The organism is Clostridium septicum, from assembly GCF_003606265.1.
GTDB lineage: Bacteria > Bacillota > Clostridia > Clostridiales > Clostridiaceae > Clostridium > Clostridium septicum.
In genome coordinates this window covers 1,563,416-1,587,968 of sequence record NZ_CP023671.1, presented here as the reverse complement: position 1 = coordinate 1,587,968, position 24,553 = coordinate 1,563,416, and the positions used below count along the sequence as shown (strand labels likewise).

Sequence of the window (24,553 nt, the reverse complement as noted above, 5' to 3'; positions counted from 1 at the left end):
AAAAATAAGAGGAATAGTGAAGGAAAGCTTTAAGTTGATTTTAGATTTTCTTTTCTTTCCTTTTAGAAATTTTGGTATAAAAATAAATAATCCCTCCTTATTAGTATTAATTTATAGAATGTATTTAAGTATATGAGTGTATGTTTAGAGTTATTACACAAAAAGAAAAACTCTAAGAAAATCTTAGAGTTTTAAATATATTTATTTTTTTATTGAATACTTTGTTAAATTAACTTTCTTTAAATCAACAAGTTTGGTCTTGTTTTTAAATTTATATCCTAACCATAAAATTAAGAATAAAGGGATGCCTATATATGATGAACAAATTCCCATCCAATCAATTCCTGATTCAGATATATAAGAAAGACCTTGTCCTAAAATTACAATAGTACATAATATTAATGCTATTATAGGTCCAAATGGGAAGAATTTTGATTTATAAGGTAATTTGTTTAAATCAAAATTTTGAGCTTTGCAAGCTTTTCTAAATCTATAATGACATAATGCTATTCCCATCCATGCTATAAATCCAGCTAATCCTGAAGCGGCTACAAGCCATACATAAACACTATCTTCAGCATAAATCCCTGTTAAGAAACAAGCTGATGCAATTATTGTAGTGGCTATAACGGAGTTTATAGGAACTCCATTAGAATTTACTTTGGCAAATAGTTTAGGAGCCATACCTTCCTTTGCCATTGAGTATAGCATTCTACTTGAGGCATACATCCCGGAATTTCCAGCAGATAATACTGAACTTAATATTACAGCATTCATAATTGATGCAGCTGCAGCTACACCAGCTTTTTCAAAAACAAGTGTAAATGCGCTTTCTTTAACTCCAACTTCTGAAAGTGGTATTAAAGCCCCAATAACTACTATAGTTCCTATATAAAAAAGTAATATTCTCCAAAATACACTATTTACAGCTTTAGGTATTGATTTTTCAGGATTTTCACTTTCACCTGCAGCAATACCAACTAGTTCAGTTCCTTGGAAAGAGAAACCAGCTAATAAAAATACTATGAAGATAGATTTAAATCCTCCAATGAATGGTCCACCATTTGATGTGAAGTTAGAAAATCCAACAGCATGTCCACCCATTATTCCAAAAATATTTAAAAATCCAATTATTAAAAATACTATAACTGTTATTACTTTTATACTAGCAAACCAAAATTCAGACTCGCCGTAAGCTTTTGTTGATAGTAAATTAAGTGTAACTATTATTGATAGTAATAAAACGCTCCAGATTATCCCTGGAACATTAGGAAACCAAAATTTCATTATTAAAGATGATGCTACAAGTTCAGCAGCAATTGTTATTGCCCAGTTAAACCAATAATTCCAACCAAGAGCAAATCCTACAGCAGGGTCTATAAACTCTGTAGCATATGTGCCAAATGAACCAGAGACAGGCATAAATGTTGCCATTTCTCCTAAACTACTAATTAAAAAATATACCATTATACCAATTAAAGCGTAAGCGACTAAGGCACCACCAGCCCCTGCTTTATGTATTGTATCTCCCATAGCAAGGAAGATTCCCGTACCTATAGAACCACCTATAGCAATCATGCTAAGATGTCTAGATTTAAGTCCTTTTTTTAATTCAACATTGCAACTATTTACTGAATCCATATCAAGTCCTCCATTAACTGTAAAATACATAAATGTTTAACTAAGATGAAGATTAACTTGATTGTAAAATAAAAAAATGCCCTAAGACTATACTCAGGGCATATAAAATACTATTCATATACGAAGAATGATAGCGCTCCACAAATGTGACAGTATTACATATATTCTATGCAACACCAGCATACGGTATTAAAGCATTACCCGTACACTTCGGCAAAAAATCCTTTCACATTACCTCACTGTGCTTAACTCAATAATGTTACTAATAATTTTTGCGCCTCTATCTCAGTTATTCATTTAATGTGATTATTATTAATCAATAAGAAGAAATAGTCAATTTTAATGTAAGTTGTTAAAAGTGAGTTTTAACATTTTAATCTAATATTATTATTAAAATACAAGCATTATCTTAAAATAGCTTGTAAATTTAATTTTAATAAATATATATTCATTTTAAAGATAATTTTATATTGTGTATAAACTATATTTATCGTTATAATAAATATATTATGTTAAAAAAATCCTTAGGAGAATTTATTTATGAAGGAAAGTAAAGGGATAAGTATAGATTTAGTAAAAGGAACATTTAGTGATTATATTATTAGAGATAAAAATAGCATAGTAGTAGGTAGATTTACCATTTTAGAGCTAGATAAGGATAATAAAAAATGCAATGTAAGACTTAAGTTTTACAGATATAATGATCCAGAATTATTAAGTGAAACAGTCAGTAATATATTAAGGGCGATATTTAAGGATTCAAGTATATATAAAGCTAATTTTATAGTAAACGAAAATGCGAATTTTAAAGTGTTTATAGATTTAGGATTTGTTTTAGAAGGGATATTTTCAGATAATCTTTTTGTAAATGGTCATTTTATGGATGAACTTAGCTTTGGTATAAATAGAAGTGATTATAATAATTCATTTGTAACATCCATAATTAGATTGAAAGGTGAAAATATAGAAATAAGAAATTTAACTCCGGAAAATGCTGAAGATTTACTGGATTATTATATAAGAAATAAAGAGCATTTAGATCCTTATGAACCAAGCAGAGATGATAGTTTTTATACATATGAAACCCAAAGGGATATATTAATAGAAAGTTATAGGCAGCTTATAAATGGAACTAGTTATGATTTAGGAATATATAAAGATGAAAAGTTAATAGGTAAAGCTAAACTATCAAACATTGTATATGGAATATTTAAAAGTGCTATTTTAGGATACTCTATAGATAGGGAATATCAAGGGAAAGGATATATGAAGGAAGCGGTGAGGCTTATTTTAGACTATTCTAAAAGTGAATTAGAGTTACATAGAATTGAAGCATCAGTTTTATTAGATAACAAAAGATCTAAAGCTGTACTTTTAGGATGTGGATTTAAAGAAATAGGTATAAATGAAAAATATTTATTTATAAATGGAAGTTGGAAAGACCACCTAACTTTATATAAGATTTTAGAAGATTAAGTTTAATATTAATCTATATGAAAAAACGCTACAAAAATTTTGTAGCGTTTTCTTTAAGCAATAAACCATAAAATTATATATTAAACTTCAAAGTCAACAACTGGAGTTTCACCAGCTACAACTTTTCCAGTAGCAACTGGAGTGATTGATTTAGCTGCATCTACATTAGTTATTAAAACTGGTGTAGCAAGAGATAATCCTTTGCTTGCTATGAAGTTAGTATCTATCTTCATTATAGGAGTACCAGCTTTAACTCTAGTTCCTTGTTCTACAAGTTGTTCAAAACCTTCTCCATTTAGAGATACAGTTTCTAAACCTATATGAACTAACAGTTCTAAACCATTATCTAAAGTCATTGCAAAAGCATGCTTTGTTTTGAAAACTAAAGTTAATTCTCCATCAGCAGGAGCAACAACAGTATCTCCCTCAGCTATTATACCTATTCCATCTCCAGCTAACTTTTCAGCAAAAACTTGATCTGGCACTTCAGATAAAGGAATTGCTTGACCTGAGACAGGAGCAAGAAGTCCAGATGATTTTTTGTTCACTTCTTCTTTTTGTGGAGCTTCATTTGATTTAAACATATTTTTTAAAAAATCGAACATACGTATATCCTGAAAAACAGGAATCCACTTCCTTTCATATTATATTTTGTATATATTACTGTAATAAATTTTTTGCAAAATACTATTATAAAAATAGTATATATATATGGTGGTATTTCAATACATTAAAGTATAAAAAATAAAAAATGGCATAAGTCCAGAAAGAACTTATGCCTGATTTAACAGTAACATTTATAATGATATTATATATAGAGTTATTTCGTAATGTCAATAAAATATAAAAAAAAATAAAAAAGTTTTAGTGAAACCGTTGACAAAATGTTTTAAAGCGTATACAATGATATTGTAATAATAAATAGAGATTTTAAATTGGCGTGTAACCATTTGAATATGGGCATAAGCCGGAAAGAATACTTGTATTCTTTCCGGCTGTTTTGCTTTCAAAAAATATGGTTATGTCAGAAAAAATCATTATGAGCAATTATATTTTTAAAAATGGAGGGATATTTATGTCAAAAGGAAACACAAGTGTTCTAGGGTTTTTACAGAAATTAGGTAAAGCTTTAATGACACCAATTGCAGCTTTGCCAGCAGCAGGTTTATTACTAAGATTAGGTCAACCTGACGTATTAGACATTTCTTGGATGGCAGCAGCTGGAGACGCTATAATGGGAAATATGGCTATACTATTTGCAATAGGTATTGCTGTAGGTTTAGCAGAAGAAAATAATGGAGTAGCTGGTTTAGCTGGGGCAATAGGTTATTTTGTATTAACTAAAGTTGCATTTGCATTTGCAGGTGAATTAAATCCAGGAATAGCTGACGGAAGTATAAAATTTGATATGGGCGTTTTAGCAGGTTTTGCAACAGGTATTATAGGGGGATTACTTTATAATAAATTCAAAGATATTAAAGTACCGCAGTTCCTTGGATTCTTTGGAGGAAAAAGATTCGTTCCAATTATTACTTCTTTAGTATGTTTAATACTAGGGGTTGCTATGGGATGGATATGGCCAAGTATTCAAGATGGTATAAATAACTTTGGTAACACTATGGCTAATTCAGGTCCAATTGGAGCATTTGGATTTGGTTTCTTAAACAGATTATTAATTCCAATCGGATTACACCATGTATTAAATACAATATTCTGGTTCCAATTTGGTACATTTACAGCAGCTTCAGGAGAAGTGTTCAATGGAGATATATTCAGATTCTTAAATGGAGACCCAACTGCAGGGGCATTCCAAACAGGATTCTTCCCAATTATGATGTTTGCTTTACCAGCAGCTTGTTTTGCTATGATAGCAGCAGCTAAGAAAGAGAAGAGAAAAGCAGTTACAGGTATGTTAGCAGGTATAGCGTTTACTTCATTCTTAACAGGTGTAACAGAACCAATCGAATTTACATTTATGTTCTTAGCACCAGTTTTATATGGAGCTCATGCCTTATTAACAGGGGTATCATTAGCGTTAACTAACTTCCTGGGTATGAGAGACGGTTTCTCATTCTCAGCAGGTTTTATAGATTATGTTTTAAACTTTAATATTGCTGAAAATCCAATTGGATTAGTATTCGTTGGATTAGCATTTGCAGCAATTTACTTTGTAATATTCTATGCTGTAATTAAAAAGTTTGATTTAAAGACGCCAGGTAGAGAAGATGATGAAATAGACGTAATAGATAGCAGAGATATGAAGGGTAAAAAGTCAGATTTAGATGTTACAGCTAAAGGGATAATAGAAGCAATCGGTGGTAAAGACAACATTAAATCATTAGATGCTTGTGTTACAAGAATAAGATTAACATTAGCAGATAGCAAAAAAATTGATGAATCAAAATTAAAGAAATTAGGAGCTACAGGTGTAATGAAGCTTTCAGGAAACAACGTACAAGTTGTTGTTGGTACTATAGCAGATCCACTAGTATCTCGTATGAAAAAACAACTTTAATATAATAAATAAAAAATATGATGCCATATTTAAAGGCGTCATATTTTTTTATTCTTTAGTAACTTATATAAAAATAGTTAAATTACATATAACTTAATTATGATTTTAAAACTAAGTAAATTGGCTAAAAATAAAGTTCAAATATTTTGTTATAAATGTTATTAGAAAGACTAGAGATAATGTAGGAGGAGAGAATTATAGTTATAAAGTTATATTGTCCACTCTATTTTAAAGTATGATTAAAGTAATTAGTTATTAAAATTATAGTTATAATACATTATATATAGTAAGTATAGGAATATAAAAAGAATACTTTGCCAGGTGTATCAATATAAGAATTATATAGTAATATAGAGATACTTAGAGAAATATAAGCATAAATTTAATAGAATGCAGTAATTTGTTGTAATTTCATAAGATATTATGTTAAGATAAAACACGTCGCTGATGCAAAACATTAATGCGATGTGAGAAGTTTTAAAAAAGTTTTAAAAACTAATTGACAAACTTCGACAGACATGATAAGATAAATGAGTCGCTTGAGGGCGACGAAGAAAATGGTCTTTGAAAATTGAACAGAATAAAAGTTAAGTAATAACCAGCAATTCTTTTGAGAGTCTTAAAAGACTCAAAGTAATTTGAGCAACAGATTAAACTTTTTAGTGAGAGTTTGATCCTGGCTCAGGACGAACGCTGGCGGCGTGCCTAACACATGCAAGTCGAGCGAGGGGAGTTTCTTCGGAAACAAACCTAGCGGCGGACGGGTGAGTAACACGTGGGCAACCTGCCTTGTAGAGGGGAATAGCCTCCCGAAAGGGAGATTAATACCGCATAACATTGCAGCTTCGCATGGAGCAGCAATTAAAGGAGTAATCCGCTACAAGATGGGCCCGCGGCGCATTAGCTAGTTGGTGAGGTAACGGCTCACCAAGGCGACGATGCGTAGCCGACCTGAGAGGGTGATCGGCCACATTGGGACTGAGACACGGCCCAGACTCCTACGGGAGGCAGCAGTGGGGAATATTGCACAATGGGGGAAACCCTGATGCAGCAACGCCGCGTGAGTGATGAAGGTTTTCGGATCGTAAAGCTCTGTCTTCAGGGACGATAATGACGGTACCTGAGGAGGAAGCCACGGCTAACTACGTGCCAGCAGCCGCGGTAATACGTAGGTGGCGAGCGTTGTCCGGATTTACTGGGCGTAAAGGGAGCGTAGGCGGACTTTTAAGTGAGATGTGAAATACCCGGGCTCAACCTGGGGGCTGCATTTCAAACTGGAAGTCTAGAGTGCAGGAGAGGAGAGTGGAATTCCTAGTGTAGCGGTGAAATGCGTAGAGATTAGGAAGAACACCAGTGGCGAAGGCGACTCTCTGGACTGTAACTGACGCTGAGGCTCGAAAGCGTGGGGAGCAAACAGGATTAGATACCCTGGTAGTCCACGCCGTAAACGATGGATACTAGGTGTGGGAGGTATCAACTCCTTCCGTGCCGCCGTTAACACATTAAGTATCCCGCCTGGGGAGTACGGTCGCAAGATTAAAACTCAAAGGAATTGACGGGGGCCCGCACAAGCAGCGGAGCATGTGGTTTAATTCGAAGCAACGCGAAGAACCTTACCTAGACTTGACATCTCCTGCATTACTCTTAATCGAGGAAGTCCCTTCGGGGACAGGATGACAGGTGGTGCATGGTTGTCGTCAGCTCGTGTCGTGAGATGTTGGGTTAAGTCCCGCAACGAGCGCAACCCTTATTGTTAGTTGCTACCATTTAGTTGAGCACTCTAGCGAGACTGCCCGGGTTAACCGGGAGGAAGGTGGGGATGACGTCAAATCATCATGCCCCTTATGTCTAGGGCTACACACGTGCTACAATGGCAAGTACAACGAGATGCAATACCGCGAGGTGGAGCTAAACTATAAAACTTGTCTCAGTTCGGATTGTAGGCTGAAACTCGCCTACATGAAGCTGGAGTTGCTAGTAATCGCGAATCAGCATGTCGCGGTGAATACGTTCCCGGGCCTTGTACACACCGCCCGTCACACCATGAGAGTTGGCAATACCCAAAGTTCGTGAGCTAACCGCAAGGAGGCAGCGACCTAAGGTAGGGTCAGCGATTGGGGTGAAGTCGTAACAAGGTAGCCGTAGGAGAACCTGCGGCTGGATCACCTCCTTTCTATGGAGAAATCTAGTTAACAAGATGATTAACTAGTAATAACTCAAAAGATATGGTATCTTAACTTCTGTTCAATTTTGAAGGACCAAAAGCCTTCAAAATTTTTGTTCTTTGAAAATTGCACATGAATTAAAAACAACTTAAGTGAGAATCTAAAATTATAATTTAGTTATTCGAACTTACTCCTGAAAGCGTATGTGAACAGGAGTTTCAGATTAACGAAAGTTAATTGAGAAGTGACAACAAGCCAAGAATAATATTCTTTGTGAAAGTAAATTAACTCTTTGTAAAAGAGAACCGTATAGGTCAAGCTACAAAGGGCGCATGGTGAATGCCTTGGCATCAGGAGCCGATGAAGGACGTGATAAGCTGCGAAAAGCTTCGGGTAGGCGCACATAGCCAGTGATCCGGAGATCTCCGAATGAGGAAACTCACATGGGAAACCCCATGTATCCTGTAATGAATAAATAGTTGCAGGAAGGTAAACCCAGGGAACTGAAACATCTAAGTACCTGGAGGAAGAGAAAGAAAAATCGATTTTCTAAGTAGCGGCGAGCGAAAGGGAAAGAGCCCAAACCAGAGATTTATCTCTGGGGTTGCGGACAGAACATAAAATAAACTAATTTGTAACCGAAAATAACTGGAAAGTTAGGCCATAGAGTGTAATAGCCACGTAGGTAAAACAAAAAGGTTTAGAGTTCTGATCCAGAGTACCACGAGACACGTGAAACCTTGTGGGAAGCAGGGAGGACCACCTCCCAAGGCTAAATACTACCTGATGACCGATAGTGAAGCAGTACCGTGAGGGAAAGGTGAAAAGAACCCCGGGAGGGGAGTGAAATAGAACCTGAAACCGTGTGCCTACAACCGGTCAGAGCACCATATGAGTGTGATGACGTGCTTTTTGTAGAACGAGCCAACGAGTTACGGTATGTAGCAAGGTTAAGTACTTAAGGTACGGAGCCGAAGGGAAACCGAGTCTTAATAGGGCGAGTAGTTGCATGCCGTAGACCCGAAACCGGGTGACCTATCCATGGCCAGGTTGAAGCGGGGGTAAAACCCCGTGGAGGACCGAACCACGTTGCTGTTGAAAAAGCATGGGATGAGCTGTGGATAGCGGAGAAATTCCAATCGAACTCGGAGATAGCTGGTTCTCCTCGAAATAGCTTTAGGGCTAGCGTCGGATATGAGTAATGGAGGTAGAGCACTGAATGGGCTAGGGGGCGTATCGCTTACCGAACCTTATCAAACTCCGAATGCCATATACTATTAGTCCGGCAGTCAGACTACGAATGATAAGATCCGTGGTCAAAAGGGAAAAAGCCCAGATCGTCAGCTAAGGTCCCAAAGTGTAAGTTAAGTGGAAAAGGATGTGGGATTTCTAAGACAACTAGGATGTTGGCTTAGAAGCAGCCACTCATTGAAAGAGTGCGTAATAGCTCACTAGTCGAGAGATCCTGCGCCGAAAATGTCCGGGGCTCAAACTTACCACCGAAGCTACGGGCTCATCGTAAGATGAGCGGTAGAGGAGCGTCGTAATCGGGCTGAAGTCGTACCGTAAGGAGCGGTGGACTGATTACGAGTGAGAATGTTGGCATTAGTAGCGAGATGTGAGTGAGAATCTCACAGGTCGAAAATCTAAGGTTTCCTGGGGAAGGCTCGTCCGCCCAGGGTTAGTCGGGACCTAAGCCGAGGCCGATAGGCGTAGGCGATGGACAATCGGTTGATATTCCGATACCACTACAATCGTTATTATCGATGGTGTGACGGAGAAGGATAGGATGTGCTAGCGATTGGAAATGCTAGTCTAAGCGTTTAGGGAGTTGAAATAGGCAAATCCGTTTCAACAATCCTGAGGCGTGATGGGGAAGGCCATTAGGCTGAAGTATCTGATTCCATGCTTCCAAGAAAAGCATCTAGAGAGAGAAGTAGTGCCCGTACCGCAAACCGACACAGGTAGATGAGGAGAGAATCCTAAGACCAGCGGAAGAATTGCAGTTAAGGAACTAGGCAAATTGACCCCGTAAGTTAGCGAGAAGGGGTGCCTACGAGAGTAGGCCGCAGAGAATAGGCCCAAGCAACTGTTTAGCAAAAACACAGGTCTCTGCTAAAGCGCAAGCTGATGTATAGGGGCTGACGCCTGCCCGGTGCTGGAAGGTTAAGGGGAACACTTAGCGCAAGCGAAGGTGTGAACTTAAGCCCCAGTAAACGGCGGCCGTAACTATAACGGTCCTAAGGTAGCGAAATTCCTTGTCAGGTAAGTTCTGACCCGCACGAATGGCGTAATGACTTGGGCACTGTCTCAACTGCAAATCCGGCGAAGTTGTAGTGCGAGTGAAGATGCTCGCTACCCGCGATTGGACGGAAAGACCCCGTAGAGCTTTACTGTAGCTTAGCATTGAATTCCGATATTGTCTGTACAGGATAGGTGGGAGACTTGGAAACTAGGGCGTCAGCCTTGGTGGAGTCAACCTTGGGATACCACCCTGACAGTATTGGGGTTCTAACCGGACGCCATGAATCTGGTGACGGGACATTGTTAGGTGGGCAGTTTGACTGGGGCGGTCGCCTCCTAAAAAGTAACGGAGGCGCCCAAAGGTTCCCTCAGAACGGTCGGAAATCGTTCGAAGAGTGCAAAGGCAGAAGGGAGCCTGACTGCGACACCCACAAGTGGAGCAGGGACGAAAGTCGGGCTTAGTGATCCGGTGGTACCTCGTGGGAGGGCCATCGCTCAACGGATAAAAGCTACCTCGGGGATAACAGGCTGATCTCCCCCAAGAGTCCACATCGACGGGGAGGTTTGGCACCTCGATGTCGGCTCGTCGCATCCTGGGGCTGTAGTAGGTCCCAAGGGTTGGGCTGTTCGCCCATTAAAGCGGCACGCGAGCTGGGTTCAGAACGTCGTGAGACAGTTCGGTCCCTATCCGTCGCGGGCGTAGGAAATTTGAGAGGAGCTGTCCTTAGTACGAGAGGACCGGGATGGACTGACCTCTGGTGCACCAGTTGTTCCGCCAGGAGCATGGCTGGGTAGCTAAGTCGGGAAGGGATAAACGCTGAAAGCATCTAAGCGTGAAGCCCCCCTCAAGATGAGATTTCCCATAGCATAAGCTAGTAAGACCCCTTGAAGAACACAAGGTTGATAGGTCAGAGGTGTAAGTGTGGTAACATATTTAGCTGACTGATACTAATAGGTCGAGGGCTTGACCAAAACAATAAGATGAAACTCAGCAGAGCTGAGTGAATTCGAGAAACGAAATCAAAGATTTTGGCTCTCATTCATGTGCAATTTTCAGAGAACATTCTCTGAAAAAGTAAAGTAAGAACTAAACTAAGATTTAATTATTGAAAAGGAAACTCAGCACAGCTGAGTAGGTTCGATATCTAAATCAAAGATTTAGGATTTCACACCATCTGGTGATGATGGCGTAGAGGAAACACTCCTTCCCATTCCGAACAGGAAAGTTAAGCTCTACAGCGTCGATGGTACTGCACGGGAGACTGTGTGGGAGAGTAGAACGTTGCCAGGTTAGTAAATAAGAGTCTATTAAGACTCTTATTTTTTTGTGTTAATTTTTATTAAAAGCTTAAAAAACTCACAGTTATTTTTATAATTGTGAGTTTTTTTATTTTCTTTTATCATATAAACGAAAAATTTTCATAAATATAGATGTAAGAATTTATTATAAATTTTAAGGTGAAAGATATGGTTAAATAAGATAACAAAATAAGAAGGGACTAATATCAAAAGTTTAATACCATACCAAATAGACTTAAATAATGTAATTATAAAGATAATGAATAAAAATTTTAATATAATAAGTTTAAGTAGGAGAGTGGTTAAAATGAAGATATTAATGGTAGCCTCTGAAGCTCATCCTTTTATTAAAACTGGGGGGTTAGGAGATGTAATGGGAGCACTTCCTCAAGCTTTAAAAAATCAAGGCATAGATATAAGAGTGATAATTCCTAAATATCAATATATTAATGAAAACTTCGTTAAAAGTTTAAAGTTTATAAAAGCTTTTAGAGTTAAAGTGGGTTGGAGAAATCAATATTGTGGTGTATTTCAATGTGAATATAAGGGTGTAATTTATTATTTTTTAGATAATGAATATTATTTTAAAAGAAAAGAATTATACGGACATTATGATGATGGCGAGAGGTTCGCTTTTTTTAATAGAGCAGTTTTAGAAACTATTAACCAATTAAATTGGAAACCAGATGTAATTCATTGCAATGATTGGCAAACAGGGATGATACCAGTTTTATATAAATTGGAATATCAAAAAAGAGAGTTTTATAAAAATATAAAAATATTCTTTTCTATACACAACTTACTTTTTAAGGGAGTTATGTCGCCAAAGATTTTACCAGAGTTATTTGGCTATGACTATGAACCATTTTTAAATGGAAGTTTGGAATTGGATGGTGGAGTAAGTTTTTTAAAAGGTGGAATAAATTATTCAGATCAAATATTAACAGTAAGTGAAACTTATGCTTGGGAAATACAAACTAGAGAATATGGTGAAGGTTTAGAAGGACTTTTAAAAGAGCGAAGTTATGCTCTGAAGGGAATAATAAATGGTATTGATTATGAAGAATATAATCCTAAGAATGATAAATTCATATGTAAAACATATTCAGAGTCTGAAATTGATAATAAGGTTATAAATAAGGAAAAGTTGCAAAGGCAACTTGGATTACCAGTAAATAGAGATATACCAATGATTGGTATGGTAACTAGGCTTACTCACCAAAAAGGTTGTGATTTAATAATAAACATATTAGATAGGTTATTGCAAAGAGATATACAAGTAGTTATTTTAGGAACTGGAGATTATTTATATGAAGAAACATTTAGAAATTTTAATTATAGATATCATGATAAAGTTTCTGTAAATATAAATTTTGATAACTCTTTGGCACACAAAATATATGCTGGATCAGATTTATTTTTGATGCCTTCTCTATTTGAGCCATGTGGTTTAGGACAGCTTATAGCATTACGATATGGAACATTACCAATAGTTAGAGAAACTGGTGGATTAAGAGACACAATAAAGCCTTACAATAAATATAATGGAGTAGGGAATGGGTTTGGTTTTGTTAATTATCTAGGAAATGAGCTTATGGAAGTAACAGAATATGCATTAGAGATATATAAGGATAAAAATACTTGGAATTCCTTAATTGCACAAGCAATGAGATCTGATAATAGTTGGGAAAAATCAGCAAATGAATATAGAAGATTATATGGTGAAGTAATTGGTAGATAGATATAATACAGCTATTAGTAGGAGGAGGGTTTATGCTAGATATAGATAAGAAATCTTTAAAAGCAGATTATAAAAAGAAATTTTTGGAGTTACATGGTAAGGAGCTTGAAGAAGGAAGTAATCTTCAAAAATATGAGGCTCTAGGTAGTTTAGTTAGAGACTATGTAACTAAAGCTTGGATAAGAACAAATAAGAAATATAATAAAACTGGTGAAAAACAGGTCTATTATCTTTCAATGGAGTTTTTACTTGGGAGATTGTTAGGAAATGCTCTTTTAAATCTAGGTATAAGAGATATGTGCAAAGAAGCATTAAATGAGCTTAATGTAGATTTAGAAGAATTAGAGAATTTAGAACAAGATCAAGGGTTAGGGAATGGGGGATTAGGGCGATTGGCAGCATGCTTTTTAGATTCTATGGCATCGTTAAATATTGCGGGACATGGTTGTGGTATAAGATATAAGTATGGATTTTTCGAACAAAAAATAATTGATGGAAAGCAAGTAGAAGTACCGGATAATTGGCTTAGAGAGGGTAATGTATGGGAAATAAAGAAAAGTGATAAATCGGAAATTGTTAAATTTGGAGGAGAAGTGAAAGTAGAGACTGTAAATGGAAAATTAGCATTTAATCATGTTAATTATGAGCCAGTATTAGCTGTTCCTTATGATACGCCTATAGTAGGGTATGAAAATGAAGTTGTAAATACTTTAAGATTATGGAGTGCAGAACCTGTGTCTAATGAATTTGATTTTTCATCTTTTAGTAGAGGAGATTTTTTAAAGGCTATTGAGTACAAAAATTCAGTAGAATCAATTTCTCTTGTGTTATATCCAGAAGATTCTTTTTATGAAGGCAAAATGCTTAGATTAAAACAACAATATTTCTTTGTATCTGCGGGACTTCAAAGTATTATAAGGCATTACAAAAAACATGGCGGAAATATATTAGAGCTTGATGAAAAAATAGCAATTCATATAAATGATACTCATCCAACTTTAGCTATTCCAGAACTTATGAGAATATTAATAGATGAAGAAGGATTACCTTGGGAGACAGCTTGGAGAATAACTCAAAATGTAAATTCATATACAAATCATACTATATTAGCTGAAGCTCTTGAAAAGTGGCCAATAGATATGTTTAAAAAATTACTTCCTAGAATATATATGATAGTTAAAGAAATAAACGAAAGGTATTGTAAAGAGCTTTGGAATAAGTATATAGGTCAGTGGGAAAAAATATCCAGAATGGCTATCATTGGGGATGGATATGTAAGAATGGCTAACCTTGCTATAGTTAGTAGTCATAGCGTAAATGGTGTAGCTAAGCTACACACGGAAATACTTAAGAAAAAGGAGATGTCAGATTTCTATTATTTATATCCTAAAAAGTTTAATAACAAAACTAATGGAATAACTCATAGAAGGTGGCTATTAAAATGTAATCCTAATTTAACAAATTTATTAAAGGACACAATAGGGGATAGTTTTATAAAGCACCCAATGGATTTGGAAAATTTCGAAAGATATTTAAGCGATAGAAATATTTTAGAAAGACTAGATAGTATAAAATTAGAAAATAAAAAAGACTTAGCCAAAGAAATATATAAGACAAAAGGAATTATTGTAGATCCAAATTCAATATTTGATGTTCAAGTAAAAAGAATTCATGCCTATAAGAGGCAGACTTTAAATTGTTTAAGAGTAATGGATTTATATAATAGATTAATAGATAATCCTAATCTAAATATTAAACCAAGAACATTTATTTTTGCAGGAAAGGCTGCACCAGGGTATATTTTAGCTAAAAATATAATTGAGCTTATAAATGCAATTGCAGATAAAGTTAATAATGATTCAAGAGTAAATAAAAAAATACAAGTATTAATGTTAGATAATTATAGGGTATCTTTAGCAGAAAAAATAATTCCAGCTACAGATTTGAGTGAACAAATTTCAACTACAACAAAAGAAGCATCAGGAACATCTAATATGAAATTTATGATGAATGGTGCAATTACAATAGCTACATTAGATGGAGCTAATATTGAAATTAAAGATGAAGTAAAAGAAAAGAATATTGTAATATTTGGCTTAACAGCAGATGAAGTTTTAGATTACTATAAAAATGGTGGATATTGTTCATGGGATATATATAATAGCGATGTACGAGTAAAGAGAGTGATGGATAGTTTAATCGATGGAACCTACTCCAGTGATAGAGAAAAGTTTAGAGTAATATATCAAAGTTTATTAAATTATAATGATGAGTTCTTTGTATTAAAAGATTTTGATGCTTATATAAGAGCTCAAGAAAGGGTAGATAATTTATATAATGATATGTATAACTGGCAAAAGATATGTGGAGTAAATATAGCACATTCAGGTATATTTTCATCAGATAGAACAATAAAAGAATATGCAACTGGTATTTGGGGATCAGATGTTATTTATAAAAATTTATAGAAGTTAGCAATTTTAAGGAGCATTAGTTTATTTAGACAAGTGCTCCTTTATTTAAATAAAAAATAATAATTACAAATATACTTAACATATATTGAAGTGTATTTACATAGGTATATAAAGAAGAGATTTATGAATATAAAGAAAATATTTATATGAATATAAAGAAATTATTTATATGAATTTAGGGAGGGATAATAGAAGTATTATGTGTAGAAAGGAAATTGTTGCCATGATTCTTGCTGGTGGACAAGGATCGAGATTAGGAGTACTTACTAAAAGATTGGCAAAACCAGCTGTGCCTTTTGGTGGTAAGTATAGAATTATAGATTTTCCATTAAGCAATTGTTCTAATTCTGGAATATACACAGTTGGAGTATTGACACAGTACAAACCTCTAGATTTAAATGAACACATAGGTATTGGTGCGCCTTGGGATTTAGACAGAAGAGATGGCGGAGTTAATATATTACCTCCATATCAACATGAAAAAGGTGGTATGTGGTACAAGGGAACTGCTAATGCCATATATCAAAATATTGAATATGTAGACAGATATGATCCTGAGTACGTTTTAATATTATCAGGAGACCATATTTATAAAATGAACTATGATAAAATGTTAGAATTTCATAAATCTAAGGAAGCAGATGCTACTATTGCAGTTATAGATGTTCCATTAGAAGAGGCAAGTAGGTTTGGAATAATGAATACTAGAGATGATCTATCAATATATGAGTTTGAAGAGAAACCAGAAAACCCTAAAAGTACAAATGCATCTATGGGAATATATATATTTAAATGGAAGGTTTTAAAGAAATTTTTAAAAGAAGATGAGAAAGATTTAGAATCAAGTAATGATTTTGGAAAGAACATAATACCTAGGATGTTAATGAAAGGCAAGAGATTAGTTGCCTATCCTTTTAAAGGTTATTGGAAGGATGTTGGTACAATAACAAGTTTATGGGAAGCTAATATGGATCTATTAAAAAGATATAATGACCTAAATCTTTATAATAATGATTGGAAAATATATTCTAATAATCCTGTTAGGCCAGCTCAATATATAGGAAAGGATGCAGCTGTTAAAAATTCTTTAATAGTAGAGGGATGCACAGTTTATGGAACTGTAGAAAATTCAGTATTGTTTCAAGGGGTTTATGTAGGAAAGAATACTGTAATTAGAAATTCGGTAATTATGCCTGATACTAAGATAGGGAATAATGTGACAATAGAGAAAGCCATAATCGGGAGTAATGCAATAATAAGAAAAGAATGTGTAATTGGAGATGGAAATAAGATAGCAGTAATAGCAGCAAAGGAGGATTTAAGTAGTGGGACAACGTTAGAGCCAGCAGAATCACTATAATAATTAAGGGGGAGAGTGCATGAACAGTTGTTTAGGCATAATAAACTTAGATGAAAATGATAGTAAAATGGGGAATTTAGTGAGCAATAGAGTATTGGCGTCTATACCAATAGCTGGACGATATAGAATTATAGACTTTATATTATCAAATATGACTAATTCGGGAATAGAAGCAATAGGGGTTTTTACAAAAAATAAGTCACGTTCGTTAATAGATCATTTATCTAATGGGAGACCATGGGATCTTCATAGAAAGAAGGATGGACTTAGGGTTTTTAATTTTGGAAATGATGATCCTGTTTATGACGATGTTCATAACTTTGAAAGTAATATAGAATTTATAAAGAAAAGTAGAAGAGAGTATGTTTTAATTGCACCATCATATATGATATGCAATATTAACTATAATGATTTAATTAAGTATCATAAGAGATTAGATAATGACATAACAGTAGTGTACAAAAAAATTAGTGATGCAAATAATAATTTCATAGATTGTGAAATTTTAAATATAAATAATAAAAATAGAGTTATTGGAATTGAAAATAATATAGGGCATGAAAATAATGCTAATGTAAATATGGAGATGTATATTTTAAAAACAGATCTTTTTATTGATATAATTTATGAAGGAATACGAAGCGGACTATATAAAAAAGTAAAAGAATTTATACATTTAAATATAGATAATTTAAAGGTAGGGGCTTTTGAGTTTAGTGGATATTTATCGTGTATAAATTCTATACAGTCATATTTTAATGCAAATTTAAACTTTTTGAAGGAAGAGGTTAATAAAGAGTTATTTCATAGTAATGTACCAATATATACGAAAGTACAAGATGAGTTTCCAACAAAATATACAGATGGAAGTAAAGTAAATAACTCTATAGTGGCAAATGGATCTTATATAGAAGGAACGGTTAAAAACTGCATTATTGGTAGGCAAGTTAAAATTGGTAAAGGATCTGTAATTAAAAATTGTATTATAATGCAAAATACAGTAATAGGAGATAATGTTATTATGGATAATGTTATTTCTGATAAAGGGATTGTAATTAGTAATGATAATATAATTAGGGGAGAAGGTAGTTTACCAATAACTATAGAAAAAGAAAAAGCAATTTTTTAATAATATTAACTTTAGTATTTTTGAGTTTTGTTTCAATGAACAAAACTCTTTTTTTATTTGAAAACTATATTGACTATTACTTTACGTTATAGTCTAAACTAATATTTGAGGTGATTAGGTTTGTATAAAATAAAAGAGGTTGCAACCATGGCAGGAATAAGTGTAAGAACACTGCATTATTATGATGAAATTAATTTATTAAAACCTAATTTTATTAATAAATCAGGATATAGAGTTTATTCGAAGGATGATATTGAAAGACTACATCAAATATTATTCTTTAAAGAGTTGAGCTTTTCACTAAATGAAATAAAAAATATAGTAAATAATCCTAATTTTGATAAGGTAGAGGTACTAAAAATTCAAAAAGAACTTTTATTAAGAAAAAGTAATCGCTTAGATGAAATAATTAATTCAATATCAGATATTTTATCTAATTCTAATAATAGTTTAGATTATAATGAAAGGTTTAAGGTGTTTAATATGAAAGAAATAGAAGAATTTAAAAAGAAATATGAGAAAGAGGTAAGAGAAAAGTATCCTAAAAAAATAGTAGATGAGTGCAATAAAAAAACTAATAAATATAATAAAGATGATTGGAAGAAAATTCAGGATAATGCAGACGAAATATTTAATTCCTTAGCAAAGCTTATGGATAGTAACCCAAGCTGTGAAGAGGTGCAAAATTTAATTGAAGAATATAGAAACCATATAACTAGTAATTTTTATCAATGTACTATAGAGATATATAGAGGGCTTGGAGAATTATATGTTACAGATGAGAGGTTCATTAAATTTTATGACAAATACAAAAAAGGTTTAGCTAATTTCATTAAAGAAGCAATAGATATATATTGTAATAAGAATTAATTTAAAATGATAATTAAGATTGGAAGAGTTATTTATATAATTAAAATCAAATTAAAATTCAGATAATTAAATAGAAATAAGATAACCCTTCCAGGTGTATCAATAGATAAAAAACAGAGTAAAAGATAGAATAATGTAGATATATTAAAGATAAATTTTCATTACACCTAGGTTTACATATGAATTAATAGGGGATAGGGAGTATTATAAATCATGTACTTAGCGGAACAGCTAAGGACAAAAAATCACTTGAATGTTTTGAAAAAAACTTTTTTAAAAAAGTTGTTGACACAAAATAATGAAAGTGGTAAGATAAACGAGTCGCTTGAGGGCGATGAAGAAAATGGTCTTTGAAAATTGAACAGAATAAAAGTTAAGTAATAACCAGCAATTCTTTTGAGAGTCTTAAAAGACTCAAAGTAATTTGAGCAACAGATTAAACTTTTTAGTGAGAGTTTGATCCTGGCTCAGGACGAACGCTGGCGGCGTGCCTAACACATGCAAGTCGAGCGAGGGGAGTTTCTTCGGAAACAAACCTAGCGGCGGACGGGTGAGTAACACGTGGGCAACCTGCCTTGTAGAGGGGAATAGCCTCCCGAAAGGGAGATTAATACCGCATAACATTGCAGCTTCGCATGGAGCAGCAATTAAAGGAGTAATCCGCTACAAGATGGGCCCGCGGCGCATTAGCTAGTTGGTGAGGTAACGGCTCACCAAGGCGACGATGCGTAGCCGACCTGAGAGGGTGATCGGCCACATTGGGACTGAGACACGGCCCAGACTCCTACGGGAGGCAGCAGTGGGGAATATTGCACAATGGGGGAAACCCTGATGCAGCAACGCCGCGTGAGTGATGAAGGTTTTCGGATCGTAAAGCTCTGTCTTCAGGGACGATAATGACGGTACCTGAGGAGGAAGCCACGGCTAACTACGTGCCAGCAGCCGCGGTAATACGTAGGTGGCGAGCGTTGTCCGGATTTACTGGGCGTAAAGGGAGCGTAGGCGGACTTTTAAGTGAGATGTGAAATACCCGGGCTCAACCTGGGGGCTGCATTTCAAACTGGAAGTCTAGAGTGCAGGAGAGGAGAGTGGAATTCCTAGTGTAGCGGTGAAATGCGTAGAGATTAGGAAGAACACCAGTGGCGAAGGCGACTCTCTGGACTGTAACTGACGCTGAGGCTCGAAAGCGTGGGGAGCAAACAGGATTAGATACCCTGGTAGTCCACGCCGTAAACGATGGATACTAGGTGTGGGAGGTATCAACTCCTTCCGTGCCGCCGTTAACACATTAAGTATCCCGCCTGGGGAGTACGGTCGCAAGATTAAAACTCAAAGGAATTGACGGGGGCCCGCACAAGCAGCGGAGCATGTGGTTTAATTCGAAGCAACGCGAAGAACCTTACCTAGACTTGACATCTCCTGCATTACTCTTAATCGAGGAAGTCCCTTCGGGGACAGGATGACAGGTGGTGCATGGTTGTCGTCAGCTCGTGTCGTGAGATGTTGGGTTAAGTCCCGCAACGAGCGCAACCCTTATTGTTAGTTGCTACCATTTAGTTGAGCACTCTAGCGAGACTGCCCGGGTTAACCGGGAGGAAGGTGGGGATGACGTCAAATCATCATGCCCCTTATGTCTAGGGCTACACACGTGCTACAATGGCAAGTACAACGAGATGCAATACCGCGAGGTGGAGCTAAACTATAAAACTTGTCTCAGTTCGGATTGTAGGCTGAAACTCGCCTACATGAAGCTGGAGTTGCTAGTAATCGCGAATCAGCATGTCGCGGTGAATACGTTCCCGGGCCTTGTACACACCGCCCGTCACACCATGAGAGTTGGCAATACCCAAAGTTCGTGAGCTAACCGCAAGGAGGCAGCGACCTAAGGTAGGGTCAGCGATTGGGGTGAAGTCGTAACAAGGTAGCCGTAGGAGAACCTGCGGCTGGATCACCTCCTTTCTATGGAGAAATCTAGTTAACAAGATGATTAACTAGTAATAACTCAAAAGATATGGTATCTTAACTTCTGTTCAATTTTGAAGGACCAAAAGCCTTCAAAATTTTTGTTCTTTGAAAATTGCACATGAATTAAAAACAACTTAAGTGAGAATCTAAAATTATAATTTAGTTATTCGAACTTACTCCTGAAAGCGTATGTGAACAGGAGTTTCAGATTAACGAAAGTTAATTGAGAAGTGACAACAAGCCAAGAATAATATTCTTTGTGAAAGTAAATTAACTCTTTGTAAAAGAGAACCGTATAGGTCAAGCTACAAAGGGCGCATGGTGAATGCCTTGGCATCAGGAGCCGATGAAGGACGTGATAAGCTGCGAAAAGCTTCGGGTAGGCGCACATAGCCAGTGATCCGGAGATCTCCGAATGAGGAAACTCACATGGGAAACCCCATGTATCCTGTAATGAATAAATAGTTGCAGGAAGGTAAACCCAGGGAACTGAAACATCTAAGTACCTGGAGGAAGAGAAAGAAAAATCGATTTTCTAAGTAGCGGCGAGCGAAAGGGAAAGAGCCCAAACCAGAGATTTATCTCTGGGGTTGCGGACAGAACATAAAATAAACTAATTTGTAACCGAAAATAACTGGAAAGTTAGGCCATAGAGTGTAATAGCCACGTAGGTAAAACAAAAAGGTTTAGAGTTCTGATCCAGAGTACCACGAGACACGTGAAACCTTGTGGGAAGCAGGGAGGACCACCTCCCAAGGCTAAATACTACCTGATGACCGATAGTGAAGCAGTACCGTGAGGGAAAGGTGAAAAGAACCCCGGGAGGGGAGTGAAATAGAACCTGAAACCGTGTGCCTACAACCGGTCAGAGCACCATATGAGTGTGATGACGTGCTTTTTGTAGAACGAGCCAACGAGTTACGGTATGTAGCAAGGTTAAGTACTTAAGGTACGGAGCCGAAGGGAAACCGAGTCTTAATAGGGCGAGTAGTTGCATGCCGTAGACCCGAAACCGGGTGACCTATCCATGGCCAGGTTGAAGCGGGGGTAAAACCCCGTGGAGGACCGAACCACGTTGCTGTTGAAAAAGCATGGGATGAGCTGTGGATAGCGGAGAAATTCCAATCGAACTCGGAGATAGCTGGTTCTCCTCGAAATAGCTTTAGGGCTAGCGTCGGATATGAGTAATGGAGGTAGAGCACTGAATGGGCTAGGGGGCGTATCGCTTACCGAACCTTATCAAACTCCGAATGCCATATACTATTAGTCCGGCAGTCAGACTACGAATGATAAGATCCGTGGTCAAAAGGGAAAAAGCCCAGATCGTCAGCTAAGGTCCCAAAGTGTAAGTTAAGTGGAAAAGGATGTGGGATTTCTAAGACAACTAGGATGTTGGCTTAGAAGCAGCCACTCATTGAAAGAGTGCGTAATAGCTCACTAGTCGAGAGATCCTGCGCCGAAAATGTCCGGGGCTCAAACTTACCACCGAAGCTACGGGCTCATCGTAAGATGAGCGGTAGAGGAGCGTCGTAATCGGGCTGAAGTCGTACCGTAAGGAGCGGTGGACTGATTACGAGTGAGAATGTTGGCATTAGTAGCGAGATGTGAGTGAGAATCTCACAGGTCGAAAATCTAAGGTTTCCTGGGGAAGGCTCGTCCGCCCAGGGTTAGTCGGGACCTAAGCCGAGGCCGATAGGCGTAGGCGATGGACAATCGGTTGATATTCCGATACCACTACAATCGTTATTATCGATGGTGTGACGGAGAAGGATAGGATGTGCTAGCGATTGGAAATGCTAGTCTAAGCGTTTAGGGAGTTGAAATAGGCAAATCCGTTTCAACAATCCTGAGGCGTGATGGGGAAGGCCATTAGGCTGAAGTATCTGATTCCATGCTTCCAAGAAAAGCATCTAGAGAGAGAAGTAGTGCCCGTACCGCAAACCGACACAGGTAGATGAGGAGAGAATCCTAAGACCAGCGGAAGAATTGCAGTTAAGGAACTAGGCAAATTGACCCCGTAAGTTAGCGAGAAGGGGTGCCTACGAGAGTAGGCCGCAGAGAATAGGCCCAAGCAACTGTTTAGCAAAAACACAGGTCTCTGCTAAAGCGCAAGCTGATGTATAGGGGCTGACGCCTGCCCGGTGCTGGAAGGTTAAGGGGAACACTTAGCGCAAGCGAAGGTGTGAACTTAAGCCCCAGTAAACGGCGGCCGTAACTATAACGGTCCTAAGGTAGCGAAATTCCTTGTCAGGTAAGTTCTGACCCGCACGAATGGCGTAATGACTTGGGCACTGTCTCAACTGCAAATCCGGCGAAGTTGTAGTGCGAGTGAAGATGCTCGCTACCCGCGATTGGACGGAAAGACCCCGTAGAGCTTTACTGTAGCTTAGCATTGAATTCCGATATTGTCTGTACAGGATAGGTGGGAGACTTGGAAACTAGGGCGTCAGCCTTGGTGGAGTCAACCTTGGGATACCACCCTGACAGTATTGGGGTTCTAACCGGACGCCATGAATCTGGTGACGGGACATTGTTAGGTGGGCAGTTTGACTGGGGCGGTCGCCTCCTAAAAAGTAACGGAGGCGCCCAAAGGTTCCCTCAGAACGGTCGGAAATCGTTCGAAGAGTGCAAAGGCAGAAGGGAGCCTGACTGCGACACCCACAAGTGGAGCAGGGACGAAAGTCGGGCTTAGTGATCCGGTGGTACCTCGTGGGAGGGCCATCGCTCAACGGATAAAAGCTACCTCGGGGATAACAGGCTGATCTCCCCCAAGAGTCCACATCGACGGGGAGGTTTGGCACCTCGATGTCGGCTCGTCGCATCCTGGGGCTGTAGTAGGTCCCAAGGGTTGGGCTGTTCGCCCATTAAAGCGGCACGCGAGCTGGGTTCAGAACGTCGTGAGACAGTTCGGTCCCTATCCGTCGCGGGCGTAGGAAATTTGAGAGGAGCTGTCCTTAGTACGAGAGGACCGGGATGGACTGACCTCTGGTGCACCAGTTGTTCCGCCAGGAGCATGGCTGGGTAGCTAAGTCGGGAAGGGATAAACGCTGAAAGCATCTAAGCGTGAAGCCCCCCTCAAGATGAGATTTCCCATAGCATAAGCTAGTAAGACCCCTTGAAGAACACAAGGTTGATAGGTCAGAGGTGTAAGTGTGGTAACATATTTAGCTGACTGATACTAATAGGTCGAGGGCTTGACCAAAACAATAAGATGAAACTCAGCAGAGCTGAGTGAATTCGAGAAACGAAATCAAAGATTTTGGCTCTCATTCATGTGCAATTTTCAGAGAACATTCTCTGAAAAGGTAAAGTAAGAACTAAACTGAGATTTAATTGTTGAAAAGGAAACTCAGCACAGCTGAGTGGGTTCGATATCTAAATCAAAGATTTAGGATCTCACACCATCTGGTGATGATGGCGTAGAGGAAACACTCCTTCCCATTCCGAACAGGAAAGTTAAGCTCTACAGCGTCGATGGTACTGCACGGGAGACTGTGTGGGAGAGTAGAACGTTGCCAGGTAATATGCGTTATTAGCTCAGTTGGTAGAGCACCTGACTCTTAATCAGGGTGTCCCGGGTTCGAATCCCTGATGACGCACCATTTAAATCCTAAACTAAAAGTTTAGGATTTTTTTGCTTTTATAAAAAATTATATAATATAACTATATAGAAA

At 37.1% G+C, this 24,553-nt stretch carries 9 protein-coding genes, 1 tRNA gene, 6 rRNA genes and 1 riboswitch; of the genes, 14 read left to right on the top strand and 2 right to left on the bottom strand.

The window, feature by feature from the left end:
* Positions 1–201 precede the first annotated feature (201 nt).
* Entirely contained in the window at positions 202–1,641 is a 1,440-nt protein-coding gene (locus CP523_RS06950) for an amino acid permease (protein WP_066673639.1), read from the bottom strand.
* Between the two features lie 123 nt (positions 1,642–1,764).
* Positions 1,765–1,932: riboswitch (Lysine riboswitch) on the bottom strand.
* Positions 1,933–2,181: 249 nt separating this feature from the next.
* Here CP523_RS06950 and CP523_RS06945 point away from each other — a divergent pair.
* Positions 2,182–3,117: a GNAT family N-acetyltransferase gene (locus CP523_RS06945; protein ID WP_066673637.1), complete on the top strand. Its 936-nt coding sequence runs from the start codon at positions 2,182–2,184 to the stop codon at positions 3,115–3,117.
* Between the two features lie 80 nt (positions 3,118–3,197).
* Here the strand turns inward: CP523_RS06945 and CP523_RS06940 are convergent, their stop codons facing one another.
* A complete protein-coding gene (locus tag CP523_RS06940) occupies positions 3,198–3,722 on the bottom strand; it encodes a PTS sugar transporter subunit IIA (protein ID WP_066673635.1) in 525 nt (174 codons plus the stop codon).
* Positions 3,723–4,192: 470 nt separating this feature from the next.
* Here CP523_RS06940 and nagE point away from each other — a divergent pair, with 470 nt between their 5' ends.
* From nagE to CP523_RS06875, 13 genes are all read left to right on the top strand, one after another.
* Entirely contained in the window at positions 4,193–5,632 is a 1,440-nt protein-coding gene (gene nagE, locus CP523_RS06935; RefSeq protein ID WP_120140730.1) for an N-acetylglucosamine-specific PTS transporter subunit IIBC, read from the top strand.
* Positions 5,633–6,290: 658 nt separating this feature from the next.
* Positions 6,291–7,805: ribosomal RNA gene (locus CP523_RS06930) — 16S ribosomal RNA — on the top strand.
* Positions 7,806–8,109: 304 nt separating this feature from the next.
* A 23S ribosomal RNA gene (locus CP523_RS06925) occupies positions 8,110–11,013 on the top strand.
* Between the two features lie 202 nt (positions 11,014–11,215).
* Positions 11,216–11,332, top strand: a 5S ribosomal RNA gene (rrf, locus tag CP523_RS06920).
* The 16S, 23S and 5S rRNA genes sit together here, the layout of an rRNA operon.
* Before the next feature lie 315 nt (positions 11,333–11,647).
* A complete protein-coding gene (gene glgA / locus CP523_RS06915; protein WP_066679175.1) occupies positions 11,648–13,081 on the top strand; it encodes a glycogen synthase GlgA in 1,434 nt (477 codons plus the stop codon).
* Between the two features lie 32 nt (positions 13,082–13,113).
* Positions 13,114–15,549 carry a glycogen/starch/alpha-glucan phosphorylase gene (locus CP523_RS06910; protein ID WP_066679174.1) on the top strand — a complete coding sequence of 812 codons (2,436 nt, stop codon included), beginning with the start codon at positions 13,114–13,116 and terminating at the stop codon, positions 15,547–15,549.
* A gap of 205 nt (positions 15,550–15,754) precedes the next feature.
* Entirely contained in the window at positions 15,755–16,915 is a 1,161-nt protein-coding gene (locus tag CP523_RS06905) for a glucose-1-phosphate adenylyltransferase (RefSeq protein WP_066679172.1), read from the top strand.
* A 19-nt stretch (positions 16,916–16,934) separates the two neighbouring features.
* Entirely contained in the window at positions 16,935–18,044 is a 1,110-nt protein-coding gene (glgD, locus tag CP523_RS06900; protein WP_066679170.1) for a glucose-1-phosphate adenylyltransferase subunit GlgD, read from the top strand.
* A 120-nt stretch (positions 18,045–18,164) separates the two neighbouring features.
* Positions 18,165–18,914: a MerR family transcriptional regulator gene (locus CP523_RS06895; RefSeq protein WP_120140729.1), complete on the top strand. Its 750-nt coding sequence runs from the start codon at positions 18,165–18,167 to the stop codon at positions 18,912–18,914.
* Positions 18,915–19,358: 444 nt separating this feature from the next.
* Positions 19,359–20,873 (top strand): 16S ribosomal RNA (locus CP523_RS06890).
* Positions 20,874–21,177: 304 nt separating this feature from the next.
* A 23S ribosomal RNA gene (locus CP523_RS06885) occupies positions 21,178–24,081 on the top strand.
* Positions 24,082–24,283: 202 nt separating this feature from the next.
* Positions 24,284–24,400: ribosomal RNA gene (gene rrf / locus CP523_RS06880) — 5S ribosomal RNA — on the top strand.
* 5 nt (positions 24,401–24,405) lie between these two features.
* Positions 24,406–24,481: transfer RNA gene (locus CP523_RS06875), tRNA-Lys, on the top strand.
* The last annotated feature ends 72 nt before the right edge of the window (positions 24,482–24,553 follow it).

Coding starts and splice junctions, on each gene's coding strand:
- CP523_RS06950 (WP_066673639.1), bottom strand. CDS start 1,641: ATGGATTCAGTAAATAGTTGCAATGTTGAATTAAAAAAAGGACTTAAA.
- CP523_RS06945 (WP_066673637.1), top strand. CDS start 2,182: ATGAAGGAAAGTAAAGGGATAAGTATAGATTTAGTAAAAGGAACATTT.
- CP523_RS06940 (WP_066673635.1), bottom strand. CDS start 3,722: ATGTTCGATTTTTTAAAAAATATGTTTAAATCAAATGAAGCTCCACAA.
- nagE (WP_120140730.1), top strand. CDS start 4,193: ATGTCAAAAGGAAACACAAGTGTTCTAGGGTTTTTACAGAAATTAGGT.
- glgA (WP_066679175.1), top strand. CDS start 11,648: ATGAAGATATTAATGGTAGCCTCTGAAGCTCATCCTTTTATTAAAACT.
- CP523_RS06910 (WP_066679174.1), top strand. CDS start 13,114: ATGCTAGATATAGATAAGAAATCTTTAAAAGCAGATTATAAAAAGAAA.
- CP523_RS06905 (WP_066679172.1), top strand. CDS start 15,755: ATGTGTAGAAAGGAAATTGTTGCCATGATTCTTGCTGGTGGACAAGGA.
- glgD (WP_066679170.1), top strand. CDS start 16,935: ATGAACAGTTGTTTAGGCATAATAAACTTAGATGAAAATGATAGTAAA.